This window comes from Brevibacillus brevis (assembly GCF_031583145.1).
GTDB classification, from domain to species: Bacteria; Bacillota; Bacilli; order Brevibacillales; family Brevibacillaceae; genus Brevibacillus; species Brevibacillus brevis_E.
Map to the genome: position 1 here is coordinate 5,426,360 of NZ_CP134050.1, position 11,913 is coordinate 5,438,272.

The 11,913-nt window shown below is 56.8% G+C and carries 14 protein-coding genes and 1 pseudogene; 1 reads left to right on the forward strand and 14 read right to left on the reverse strand.

Going from position 1 to position 11,913, the window contains the following annotated elements; all coding sequences use genetic code 11:
* The first annotated feature begins 694 nt into the window (after window positions 1-694).
* Window positions 695-1,021, forward strand: coding sequence for a hypothetical protein (locus RGB73_RS26840; RefSeq protein ID WP_310766199.1), 327 nt, complete (start codon window positions 695-697; stop codon window positions 1,019-1,021).
* A gap of 161 nt (window positions 1,022-1,182) precedes the next feature.
* Here the strand turns inward: RGB73_RS26840 and RGB73_RS30700 are convergent.
* From RGB73_RS30700 to RGB73_RS26910, 14 genes and pseudogenes are all read right to left on the reverse strand, one after another.
* Window positions 1,183-1,788, reverse strand: a pseudogene (locus RGB73_RS30700) (glycine-rich protein); the annotation flags it as partial.
* 145 nt (window positions 1,789-1,933) lie between these two features.
* Window positions 1,934-2,206 carry a hypothetical protein gene (locus RGB73_RS26850; RefSeq protein ID WP_310766201.1) on the reverse strand — a complete coding sequence of 91 codons (273 nt, stop codon included), beginning with the start codon at window positions 2,204-2,206 and terminating at the stop codon, window positions 1,934-1,936.
* The gene (locus RGB73_RS26855) at window positions 2,207-2,524 is read right to left on the reverse strand and encodes a hypothetical protein (RefSeq protein WP_310766202.1); all 318 of its coding nucleotides are present in this window, start codon (window positions 2,522-2,524) and stop codon (window positions 2,207-2,209) included. It abuts the gene before it with no gap.
* The gene (locus tag RGB73_RS26860) at window positions 2,521-3,093 is read right to left on the reverse strand and encodes a hypothetical protein (protein ID WP_310766203.1); all 573 of its coding nucleotides are present in this window, start codon (window positions 3,091-3,093) and stop codon (window positions 2,521-2,523) included. The genes RGB73_RS26855 and RGB73_RS26860 overlap by 4 nt, the downstream gene beginning before the upstream one ends.
* On the reverse strand, window positions 3,090-3,905 hold the full coding sequence (locus tag RGB73_RS26865) for a baseplate J/gp47 family protein (RefSeq protein ID WP_310766204.1): 816 nt from the start codon (window positions 3,903-3,905) through the stop codon (window positions 3,090-3,092). Before RGB73_RS26865 ends, RGB73_RS26860 begins: the two co-directional genes overlap by 4 nt.
* Window positions 3,893-4,327 (reverse strand): DUF2634 domain-containing protein, encoded by a 435-nt coding sequence (locus RGB73_RS26870; RefSeq protein WP_310774561.1) that lies wholly within the window; start codon window positions 4,325-4,327, stop codon window positions 3,893-3,895. The genes RGB73_RS26865 and RGB73_RS26870 overlap by 13 nt, the downstream gene beginning before the upstream one ends.
* Window positions 4,327-4,575, reverse strand: coding sequence for a hypothetical protein (locus tag RGB73_RS26875; protein ID WP_310766205.1), 249 nt, complete (start codon window positions 4,573-4,575; stop codon window positions 4,327-4,329). The genes RGB73_RS26870 and RGB73_RS26875 overlap by 1 nt, the downstream gene beginning before the upstream one ends.
* 2 nt (window positions 4,576-4,577) lie before the next feature.
* Window positions 4,578-5,531 carry an XkdQ/YqbQ family protein gene (locus RGB73_RS26880; RefSeq protein WP_310766206.1) on the reverse strand — a complete coding sequence of 318 codons (954 nt, stop codon included), beginning with the start codon at window positions 5,529-5,531 and terminating at the stop codon, window positions 4,578-4,580.
* A gap of 4 nt (window positions 5,532-5,535) precedes the next feature.
* Window positions 5,536-6,135, reverse strand: coding sequence for a hypothetical protein (locus tag RGB73_RS26885; protein ID WP_310766207.1), 600 nt, complete (start codon window positions 6,133-6,135; stop codon window positions 5,536-5,538).
* Window positions 6,132-8,504 (reverse strand): hypothetical protein, encoded by a 2,373-nt coding sequence (locus RGB73_RS26890; protein ID WP_310766208.1) that lies wholly within the window; start codon window positions 8,502-8,504, stop codon window positions 6,132-6,134. Before RGB73_RS26890 ends, RGB73_RS26885 begins: the two co-directional genes overlap by 4 nt.
* A 232-nt stretch (window positions 8,505-8,736) precedes the next feature.
* The gene (locus RGB73_RS26895) at window positions 8,737-9,117 is read right to left on the reverse strand and encodes a phage tail assembly chaperone (RefSeq protein ID WP_310766209.1); all 381 of its coding nucleotides are present in this window, start codon (window positions 9,115-9,117) and stop codon (window positions 8,737-8,739) included.
* A 15-nt stretch (window positions 9,118-9,132) separates the two neighbouring features.
* A complete protein-coding gene (locus tag RGB73_RS26900; protein ID WP_310766210.1) occupies window positions 9,133-9,585 on the reverse strand; it encodes a hypothetical protein in 453 nt (150 codons plus the stop codon).
* On the reverse strand, window positions 9,586-10,923 hold the full coding sequence (locus RGB73_RS26905) for a phage tail sheath subtilisin-like domain-containing protein (protein WP_310766211.1): 1,338 nt from the start codon (window positions 10,921-10,923) through the stop codon (window positions 9,586-9,588). It abuts the gene before it with no gap.
* 165 nt (window positions 10,924-11,088) lie between these two features.
* Entirely contained in the window at window positions 11,089-11,547 is a 459-nt protein-coding gene (locus RGB73_RS26910) for a hypothetical protein (RefSeq protein ID WP_310766212.1), read from the reverse strand.
* Window positions 11,548-11,913 lie beyond the last annotated feature (366 nt).

Genomic DNA, 11,913 nt, shown 5'->3' on the forward strand with positions numbered 1-11,913 from the left:
ACCGCCTTTGTAAATAGACTGCCAACTCCAATTTGCATTAAGATAGCTATTTCCTGTTGTTAGTGTGTTATCTCTTTTCAAGATAGTGATTGCTTTGTTTGTTCCAGTCTCCAGCCCTGTATTAAGGAAAGGTCTGTCTTGAGAAATAGCTATAACCGGAATCCCATTGAGAAAGTCAATGGAAGGGCTGACTGCAAAATTTGGGAAGGTGGAATTACTAAAAGTAGTGACTTGTTCCGCTGCACTCGGATTTCCTAATGTTCCGTCCGGCAAAATCGGGATAGAGCCAACGCGGAGGTTGAAGCCGTTCGGGTAGGTGCTGTTTTTCGTGTTGGCTGTCCACCAAAGTTTTGTGCCGTCTGGAGTGATAGAAACTGAGACTGTTCCTAGGTTGTTTTGACCATTGTCGGCAATAACTCGGTTTGTTCCGAACACATTTCCTGTGGTCGTGGTTGCGTCGAATGCTCCTGCATAAACCGTAACACCCCCATAAGTCGAAGCCCAGTATACGTAGTTGCCTTTTGAAACGATGGAGAGTACACCTACATCAGCAGATGCCGCTTGAATGTTGGCAAATTCTGTCCACGCTCTTCCATTGTCTATTGATCTGTAAAAAACAAATCTATCGGGATTCGATGCGGTATCACGAACCGCCCCCACAAACCACCCATTGCTCAACCGAACAGGAGGAGCCATGCGAGAAACGAGATACGCGGACGATACCACGTTTACAGGCGCGAGAATTTGGCCGTCTTTTTGCCGGATCGTAATGACGGGTGACGACTCCGCCCATTCGCCCGTTCCGTATGCGTCTTTTGCTCTGACTCGGTATTTCGCGCTCGTTGTGTCCGGCATCGAAGGAACAGGCGCAACAATTGGTGAGCGAGTGAAATTCGTACCCAAAGAAATCCACTTAGCGTCAACAGGGCTGTATATTTCCGCTTCGAACGTCATCGAATCGCCTTCGACATCTGTTGCGGTGAACGGAATTGAGATGTTGTCGCCTACCGTCAATGTCTGATTATCGGCAGGAGTTGAGAGTGTAAGAGTTGGTGGGGTGTTTAGGGACGTGATTACAACTAGGCCGTCTCCCTCTCTAACTCCAGGAGTCGTTGCTCCGCTATTGAGAGTTCCGATAAATGAAGATCCTCCGCCCCCTGCTCCTCCGTTATAAGAAAGTGATGATGCACCTGCTCCACCGCCGTAGTACCCTCCGCCACCACCGCCGTAGTATAAAGTGGTATTACTGGTATTACTTCCGCCTTGACCTAAACTTCCACTTCCTCCAGAATAACTTCCACCAGTCCCTCCTGCACCACCAGCAGCTTGCGTCCCTCCAGCGCCTCCACCGATAGTACCATTGCCTAGCCCGTTAGATCCCGATAAACCTCCACCAGACCCTCCCGTACTACTTTCGTAACCACCTTGCCCCCCACCGCCGCCAGCGACAATAATTCGATTTGAAAGTGCTGTTCCTCCAATTCGAATGTCTGATGCACCGCCGCCGCTACTATTGGCTTCCCCCCCACCGTTCCAACCTGATGTCAGCCCCGATTGCCTTTTACCTTTACCACCGACGTAAACACTTATTGTTTGTCCTGGAGTAAAAGTCAGCTCACCTGTAGCGTAACCTCCCTTGCCGCCAGCCGGACCCCCTCCTTGAGCTCCCCATGCTTCAATCTTGACTTTTCCTACCCCGGTAGGAACAACCCAGTTTTGCACAGAGCCTGTATATGAAAAAGTGTATGTTGTCCTTCCTTGTCCGTCCGTACCTATTACTGGCGCCATTATCTCGCTCCTCCCTTCCGTAAATGGCCGTTATCGGCAGGTTTCCTCTTTAGCCCAGCCATCACTTGATCACCAGCCTTGCATTCGCCTGATCCAGCCATCCGGCCTCGATGATCAGGCCGGTCACAGATTTTCTCATGTTGACTTACACCTCCAGCCGACTCTGTGCCTCGTTGTAGTAACCCCGGATGACTTTGATCGAATCCAGAGTGGACAGGTCATCATTGAAATTATTCTTCGTAAACCCGTCGGGCAATGTGGCCTCCAGCGTGTTCACCCGCGTTTTCAGGTTCGATACGTCCGCAGTAAGGACGGAGATCTGAGCATGGGCGTCCGCGATACCTTTCTCCCACCGGTTGATGTCTACTTCGGTAACCGGGTCGTCCATCTTCCAGTCCGTTTTTGCCTGGTAGCTCATCTATTCCCCCCCTTTCACTTCAATGGCAAAGGTCAGATTTATGAACTGTGCACCATTGGTCTCAATAAAAACCGTCTTTTCAGCAACGACAGCGCCCGTATCTGTCAGCAGCTTCACGCTTGTGATCACCGGGACGCTGTTTACATGCGGCGCGGTCACCTGCAGCGCAATGGCGTTCTCAACGCCGACTACGAGATTCGTAGAAATCGCGACCGCTGTAACCGGCACGGCCACCGAATTATTGATCAGGATATTACCTTTTTTGGCTCGTGCGATCAGGTCGTCTCGGATGATCTCTAGATATGCTTTATCGATCATCTGACCAGCTCCTCATATCGTTTGATTGGGGTCATGCCGACCCGGAACTCCCTGACAGTGTGGTACTCCTTTATGCCGATGACCATTACGTCCCGCAGCACGATCGTCTCCCGTGTGGTCGGCTCGAACGAGACGCCGTTGCAGTGAACTGGCCGGATCCGCTCCACAGCCTGCACCGCGTTTTTCGTGTCAAAGGTGTCTTCGACCGGGAACATGTACTGAATCGTTTTCGAACCGAAGTCCTCGACCATCTGCACGTTTTTCAGTCGAGAAGAACTGATTCCGATCGCCCGCAGTACGCTGGGGGTAAACCCGAGGTACGCCCAGTGCTTCTGCTGGATGTTCTTTCGACGTTCCTCGATGCTGAAAAGCTGCTTTTTACCGAAGTAGATCCAATCCCAGACGTCCAGCCCCCAGGTTGCCGAGAGAGGGAAGAGCTGCTGCTCCAGGTCTGCGCGCTTTTCTGCGTGCGCATCGATGGCAGCCGTCGTGCCCTCGAAATGATAGTCCGCCACTTTGTTCTCATACCACTGAGGCGGAAGCATCTTTCGGTAACGCTCTGGAATCATACAGTCACCACCAGACTCAGGGAGGAAACCGCATCGGCCGGCACGGTCAGGTTTGCTTCTTCGCCGTTTAGGGTGAAATCCGCGAAATCCTCTACGCCGTCCACGAAAAAGAGCGTCCCGATCTGCTGGTACACGATCTGAGAACGCCCTTTCAAGTATGTCTGGATTTGCGCCGCGATCTGCTCCTGCACATTGTCCAGCACCGCATCCGCCCGCAAAACGAGGCGTACGGCGACGTTCACGGCGAACATGTTGGCCGGGAATACCTTCAGGTCGTGTAAGGCCTTGCGTTTGTCCTCCAGCTTGGTACGCACAGTAGCGGCCAGTTCTGCCGAAGCGGGCTGCCCGTTCATATCCGTAATGTACACGTCGATGGAGAGATCGTGTCTCGCCTTCTCGATGGCGATCGCCCCGCCTACTCCGTCGACGTTCCGAGCCCACCTCTCGTAATCCTGACGGCGACCGTCGCCTTCTTCTGTTCGCGCGCGATCGATCAACCGCTGCCGGTAGGCGTCATCCGTCTCCCCTTCGTTCCGGGGAAGGCCAAAGAAAACGCCGTTCGCGTCCAGGAACTCGCCGTCTGCCCACGGGAGAAAGCGCTGAAGAAAGCCGTATTCCAGCAGCTGCTGCTGTTCGCTGATCTCCGCGGCGATCGGGTACTCGAAGTCGTAAAAGATCTCGCCTTCCTCCGTCGCAGGCGGGTTCTCCCCGCGCTGCTGCGCGAGAGCCGCCATCCTGTTTGCCATCCGCTGATAGATTTGATCCGGCGTCTCTCGCAAAATGGGCATGTCCGGTTTGTCTATCGTTGCCATGCGCTCACCTCCAATCTCGTAGAGCCTCTCGCTCCTTCGATTTCTACCTGAAACACGATTTTGTTGCCCGCAAACTTGATGTCGACCACCTCGGCGCGTTCGATTTCGCTGTGCGCTTCCAACGCTTCTTGCGCCTGGGCCTTGACGACCGCCAGGGGAATGCCGGAGCGCAGCCTGCCGAGGTTGGTCAAAAAGTCGACCCCGTACCGCTCCGAATAAATCGGGTAGCGAAAGCGGCGCGTGTGCAGGATTTTCTTCGCCGTCTCCTCGAGAAACTCCGGATACGACGCCGTGCGGACATATCGGCCGTCCGGTCCTTGCACGAGCTGCCGCGTCTCCCAGTCAAACTTGTACGTCCAGGGGATCGGGCCTTCCGTTTGCCCTGACAGCTGCTCTTCGCTCCCGCTCATTTCCGGAAACATCATTCCACCACCCCCAACAGAAGATACTGGTCGTTGCTGCAGCGAAGCACCGCTACCTTTTTCCCGACGTCTTCCAGTCGCAAATTGGCGCTCCGCAAGACCCCGAGCTCCTCGCGCTCCAGCGGCGCAGGGTCTTCGTCCAGCTTGACGGACAACGGGGACAGCGACAGCAGCCTGCCAAGCTCCCCTTGGGTATCGGTCAGCCCGGACTGGGCTTCCCTCCGTAATCTCGCAATGACGGAATACATGCTTACGTCCTCCTCTCCAGTTGCAAATCCATCGTGTACCAGCCGCCCTTCCAGCGCGCCTGGCAGCTCGTGACGATCCAGTCGCTGATCGTCCGGTTGTCTTTCTCCAAGATTTTGATCATCCAGCCGGCCCGCAGGCGTGCGGCCTGTCCGTCGTCGTGACGCACCGTAATCGAGCGCGTCCGCGGTATGCGCGACAGCTCGGACAGCTGCTTGGCTGCCAGCGAAGAAAGATTTGTCTCTTCGCCGGCATCGATGACCTTTTGCATGCGCCCGATGGTTTTGATCAGGCTGTCGTTTGCCTTCGACACGCTGCTCGCTACCTGATCATCCTTGTACCGCTCTACCGTCACGACCGTATACACTTCCTCGATGCTTTCCCCCGTGGAGCTGCTCTCCAGCATGCTCGCCTTGAACATCGGGATGACGCTGTTCCCGCCTTCGCGCACAACCGTCAATTTGTCGCGCTGGTACTGAACAAAGTAGCGCACCCCCGTTTTCTCATAGGCCTGCTCGGTCAGGGAAGTAAAGAGCGAAGCGTAGGACTGGGCCGGAAGCCTTTCCTTGGAGGAAAATCCGAACGGCGGACAGCTGAAACGAATCCCCGAAGCGCTGATGATGCGCCCCAGCTCGGTCCCGACATCGCCGTTGAGCTTGAGGCGGGAGACCTCGTTCTTTTGCAAATACCACCCGAGCTCATAGGCGGTGCCTGTCACGTCGCCGGTTTTGTCGTCCCGGCTCATCTGAACGAGCGGTCCGTGAAAAAACTGCTGCGCTTCCAACAGCTCGACTCCCGAAAAGAGCATGAAAAAACCCGCCGATTGCAGCGGCGGGGGTTCCTCGATGCGAACGTCGCACGTCTGGGCGAGCTGGCCCCGGGACGATGACCAAGAGAGCTCCAGCACGGCCGGTGTCAGATCGTAGCGGATATGCTCTTTGCCGTAAATGACTCGCATTCCATCACCTCATCCCGTGGGCGTGCTCCAGCTTTTCGCGGATCAAGTCACGCTTTTCCTTCTGCTGCTTGTCTCCGCCGGGAGAAGCGCTCGTCCCCTGCGGCGGGGAAGGCTTCCTGGCCTTCTTGCCGGTCGTGTTGGGACGCGCAGACTGCTGCTTGGCGATGACCGTCCCCGGACTCAACAGCTGCGTCTGGTTGCTCCAGCTGACGAACTCGTCGCGGACAAACAGCGGCAGCTCGATGGTACCGTGAAAGTCGGCGTGCTTGCCGCTGAACTTGCCGTCGCACGGCCCGACGAGGACGTTCCAGGCGAGATCCAGCTCCTCGATCGTCAGCAGCACCTCGGAGCCGGTCAATCGATCCAGCCCGGCCAGCCAGGAGCGAGGCCCTTGGTAGCCCTGGACCTCGATGTACGGCGCGAAAATGTCTCCCGGCAAAAAGAAATCGAAGGCGATCGATTTGGGGCGCCTTCCGGAAATCCGGTTCCCGGTCAGCAGCGTGATGGATGTCGTACTTTCCGTATCGTTCCCGTACCCGCGAAACTGGATTTCCCCAGGGGTAACGGGGAACGTCAGCCTGTATTTGCCTTGCATCCGGATCATACCGGCACACCTCCTCTCGTTTCCAATGCGTCCAGGAGCGATTTCTCGATGATGCTCTTGATCTTTTGCGCGACGGACGGATCTCCGAGCATCTTCAGCATGGTCGGGATGTCCTGCAAGACCCCTTCCGCGTGCAGGGGAATCGTGATTTGCGGAATGGTGATGGAGACGGAGGACGGCTGTGCTCGTACAGCGGACGCAGGCGAGCTGCCCGGTACAGGAGGACCGCTCGGCATCGTTTGGCGAATCGCCTGACGCTCCTCCGCCTCAAGCGGCTTTCGCACCCCCGTAACCGGTGCTTCCGAGCCCCCCTGCCACCATGACTTGATTCCGTCAAAAGCTGCACTGCCGAGCATCGAGCCGCCGAATCCGCCGATCAGACCGCCGATGACACCGCCCGCAGCCGTACCGATGATCGGGACCACGGAGCCGATGGCCGCACCGGCCGCAGCTCCTGCCGCCGCTCCGCCCCAGCTGCCCAGCGCCTCGGCGCCGAGCTGCCCCGCTTTCTCCAGCTTGTTGTCGGACTGCAGCCATTCAGCCGCGCCCAATACCGTACCCAGCAACGGAACCTTCCGCAGCAGCGTTTTCGCTCCTTTGAGACCGGCACCCCCGGGAATGCCGGAATGGCTGCTGCCTCCAGGAGAAAATCCGCTAAATTGGCGGGATGCAAATCCATCGACTGTGTGCCCAGAACCTTTGCTTTCGGTATGAGCAGCTGCGCTCTTTCCGGCTCCCTGATCCTTGGCCATTTCTTTCGCGGTAGCCGATCTGGAATCTTTGGCGTTCGACTCGGAAAGGTCAGCAGCGGTTTGATGAGGACCTCCTGATTTACCGCCATCGGATTTTGCACCACCCGAATCGTGATCGGGAACGGTGCCCCCTGCTGGGCCTTGCCTCTTTCCTTGGAACAATTTTCGCGAGGCATCCCATAGGTCTCTGCCAAGCGGAACCATCTGTGCTGCTTTCGCCATGCCTATCACGATGGTGCCAGCAATGATAAGATCATCAATGAAAGATTTCACTGAGACATTCGCCTCATTAAATGTGCGGATTAATGATGCCATGGCCTGTGAAATACCCTCATAAAAACCGGATGTATCCTTGGCAAAGAAAGCCGATGCCTCCATCACTTCCTGCTTGGCTTTCGCTTGCTCCACCATCTGATCATAATACGCATTTTCCCGAGTAGCCGCCTCGTAGGACTTGTCGACCTCGTTCCCCACCTGAGTCCGCGTTTCCCCGGTCGCGATTTTCCCCGCCGTCTCCAAGAGGTGCGGGAACTGGGACCCCAGGTCTTTCCCAGCATTGCCTCCCAGGCTTTGCAGCACCTTTTGCTGAGCGGCTTTGTCCTGCATCGTAGCGATGGACATCATCAGTTTCCCGAGCGCGATTCGCTGCTCGTCCTGGTCGCCAGATGCCAGCGCTCCCGTAATTTTCGCCGCCTCTTCTTTTGCCAGGGAAGCGGATTTTGCTCCCTTGCCCTGCGATTCGTACTGCGTCTGGAGCAGCTTTGTGAGCTCCCCTTGGTCGGCGAACTTGAGCGTGCTCTCCCGCAGCGCACTAAACGCCTTGTCATCGTTCCAGATACCCAGTTTGCCGATCTCGCTGACCATCGTCGCCATTTTTTCGGGCGTGTCCAACAGCTTGCCGTTTTGGGCACTGAACTCGACGACGGCATCCACGAACTTGCCGTTCAAGTCTCCTGCGTGGTTGCTCATGTACTGAATCGAATTAGCCAGCCGCGCCGCATCATCAATCCCGGTGCTTTGCCGCAGGGCCGCCATCATTTTCAGGTGCTCCTCTGGCCCGTACTTCGTCGTGAGGCTCAGTTTGGTCGCCTGCTCCGCGTAGGCTTCCGCGTGCTTGGGATTCACCTGTTCACTTTTGGAAACAAGCGCCATCACTTGCGATTTGTTCAAGTACGGATTCACGGTGGCCAAGCGACTGGTGAGCTCGTCGAAACGTCTCATTTCTTCATTGGTCTTTCCCTTGGCAGCATACAATGCGCGCTCTCTGGCGGCTGCCTTCCCCTCATCCACAGTTGCACTCCAGGTGGTCCCCAGGGCTAACTTCGAAAGCTGCGAGCTAATACTCGTTACCTGTTGACTCACGGCTCCGAGTTTGTCCAGAAAGGTACCAAACCGCTCCATCCTCGATGGCATTTCTTGTCCGAGCTGATTCATCTCCTCGCGCATCTTTCGGACCTGCAGCTGCATCTGCTCCATCCCGCTGGCGAACTCTCTGGTCATTTTCTGCATCGACCTTCCGGCTGTCCCCAGCGTGCCCGAGAATCTTCCCGCTTCCGCAGACAGCTTACGGACTTCCTTGCGTACAGCCTGGAGCTGGTCTTTTTCTGAAAAAAACACGTCCCATTCACCCCCTGTCTTTCCAAACATAAATAGCGAAGCACAAGCCGGGTACCGGAAAAGCCAGAGGCTCAGCCTCTAGCGTTTTCCTCCTCCGATTCGATGATCTGGCACGCAAACAGGAACAGCTTTTGCTTGTACCGATCGACTTCGTACTCCAACAGATCCGACGGCAGCCCGCGGCCTTTCAAAAAGGCCCGGCAAAGATGCCAGGCTTCCCCGTCAGATCGGATCAGTTTTTTGCTTCTTCGATGGCTTCCTCCTCAGACTGGCCGGCGTTGACCTGGCGGACGGCCTGAAGCAGCTGCGTGTAGCCTTCCGGGTTGTCGCGGAAAATCTTCTCCACCAGCTCGTACTTGCTTCCGACCTTGTAGGCTTTTTTCAGCTCCTCCTGATTCCATGGAAAATCGTGCTCGGTCGCTTTCACCAGACGCGCGTCGTTGTACAGGAACCAATCGGTCTTGTCCCCCTTGTCCGCCATGCGCTCGCAGTCGCGCAGCTCGGACAGATTCAATTGGCGGACCTTCCACACATCCCCGTCGATGACGACCTCGATTTCTTTGCGCGGCGCTGGCTCCTGGGCCTTCGCCAAATATTTCTCCAGCTTGTTCATTTCGCTTTTTCCCCCTTATTCGATGTACGCAGGCAGTTCGTCCAAATAATCCGGCTTGTCGATGGAAATCCCTTTCAGGTCGTACGTCGCGTGGTCGGTTCCGTCCGCCTTGGCTTCCCACAGGGTGATCTCTTCCGGATTGAGCACGATGTTGGAAATGCGCACGCGCTCGGAGTTGCCGCCTTCCTTGTCCAGCGTCTCCCCGATCAGGAAAGGCAGCATCGGCGTCTTGCCGCTTGTCAGCTGCTCCACGCAGTAGTATTTGAGGGCCGCGTTGGTGGCCGTGATCTTGAGCGTGACCTCCACGTGCCAGTCGTTGACGGTCTGGATTTTTCCTTTTTGCAGACGATTCGTGTCGCCGTACTCCACCTTGAGGGTCATTTTCCCTTCCAGCGTCCCGTAGATCGGATCCCCGTTTTCGTCGTAAATTTGGCAGTTTTTCAGTTTGATATCGCGTGCAATCGCCATTTACAGCACCTCCCAGTCAATGTCAAAGTATTCGATGGCATCCAGCGGCTTGGCGGACAGAAGGAAGCCCCTGCGGTCCCCTACACCGTTTTTGAGATCCGCAAACGTCCAACCCGAATCGATGGCGCCCTGCTGCTCGCGGACCGTCATGTAGGCATGGACCGCCGAAACAAAGACAGCGCCGCCCAAATCGTTGTTGCTCAGCTTACCCTTGTACTTCTTGCCGACCTGGCTGATGTCGTTGACGATCTGATCGAGCGTCATGCTGACCCGGATTTTTCCGTAGTCCTCGCGTTCGCCGGTGCCCACGACGGCCAGCGTGTTGACGGCGCTCTCGATGATGTACACGCCGCCGTCTCGCGTCGCAATCAGGGTGCCAGTCCCGAGTGCGCGCAAAATCTCGGTGTGTCCCCAATCCTTCAGCGCTTTTTTCAATGGAACCACGACGGCTGTCAGCGACTCGTGCGCAGGCGTCGCCGCGATCATCCCGGCCACCCACGCTGCCCATTCCAGACTGCCGTACGTCTTGCCGTTGTTGTGCTCGCCCGCGATCGCGCAGTTCACCACATAACGTGCGTTTTGCGCGACGGAGCGCTCCACATGCTTGTCCATGTTGTCATCGTCGGCGCTTTTGCCCCCGATGACCAGCGTGCTCAGCTTTTTGTTCTGCGTCCGGCGGTCATTCATGAACTGCTTCGCCGCCGCTTGTACCGCCACATCGTCAAACGGGAGGTACATCGTGTCGAAGTCGGCACCGGATACAGCCGCAAACAGCTTCGTCGCGTCGGAAGCGCTCCATGCAGGGGCCCCGCTCGTGCCGCCGGCCAGCGCAATTTCCGGCATCAGGGAAATCGCCGCGTCGCCGAGTTTTTTCACGCGCACGTAAATGGATTGGTTCGTCTTCGCTGCCAGCTCGTCCGCATTGGCAAACGAGTACTTCTCGGTGCGAATCGGCCCTTGCACCTGCAGCTCCTTTTTGCCCGGCTCGGACGCCGAGGAAATGACGGCGATTTTCAGATCGTTGCCGCGCAGGCCCGGGTACAGCGCTTCGACCCGGAACGCGTCCGGCTGCTCGTAGGAGGCTGCTGCAGCCGCCCCGTTGGTCACCCGATAACCGAGGACGGTCGCGCCGCCCTCCGCCGCCAGCTCGATGGCGTCCACTTCCCCGAAGGTTTCCGCCAGACGCTCATCGTAGCTCGAGAGCCGCACCAGCGTATCCGGCGCTCCCCACTCCGCTTGATACGGCACCAGCACGACACCGCTCTTCGCTTCTACGCGTTCTTTTGCTTTTGCAATCAATTCGACCGTGACTCCCGGTCTCTCCCGATGAATGGTCATTCGTTTCTCCCGCCTTTGTTTTTTCTTGGTTTTGTTTCGCCCCTGCCTCAACGAAAAAGAGCCCCTCGTCCTCAGACTGTCATCGTCCGAGTGTCCGCGGTGCTCTTTTTGTGTTGGTCAGGACGTCAATCACGCGCACATACACTGACTTTCTGCCGCCGCTCTTCACGGCGCCTCCTGAATGTCAAACGCGTTCAGCTTTTCCCCGCTCTCCCGCGGAACGGGCACGTGGTACGTGAACCGGAACGTCATTTCCAGCCGGTCCTTCTTGTCACGCCAGATCCGAAAGGTAGCGCTGTCCACCTCGATGCAGATGTCCGCCGTCTTCCCCCGGTAGCTGTACTGCTTTTGGCGCAGCAGCTGCCGCAGCGGCTCAGCGGACAGCGGCTGGTAAATCCCCTCGCTAAGGGGAAACTGCAGGACGATGACAGCATCCGCCTCGACCTGGTAGGATGTCAGGCTGCTCTGCACCTCACCCGCGCCCTGCGTCGTCACAATGGCGACGGGCGCTTCGAACCGATGCTCAAGCCACTCCTGCATATTTGCCAATGTCGCCAGTCCCGGATACGCTTCCTCTACCAGGTCGACGACGACGGAGATTTCAGGCTCCATGCCGCTTTGCACCTACCTTTCTCCAGTTCGGGAAGTCTTGACTTCACAGGCAACCACCTCCTTGCCAGTCTTGAGATTGGGTGTTGCGTGTAGCAGCGGTTGACTTGCATCCGCCGAGCAGGGAGCGAGTGGACTTTTGCCTTGAACTCGCAAATGGTTGTGGGCTTTCTGCCTTGGGTCCCTGCTCGCCGGAAGCTGCCGCCTAACAGAAAGAGCCACCCGGTCTGCTCGGGCGGCTCTTTTCTTTTTGTCTCTTCTCTGTTTCTTTGTTTCGCTTGGCTTAAGTATAAACCGGATGGCGATTTCAGAGGGAAAATGGATGGGAGTGTCAGGTTGTGTAAAGGGTTGTCTGGGCATTCCTTCGTCTTTGTGCCGTTC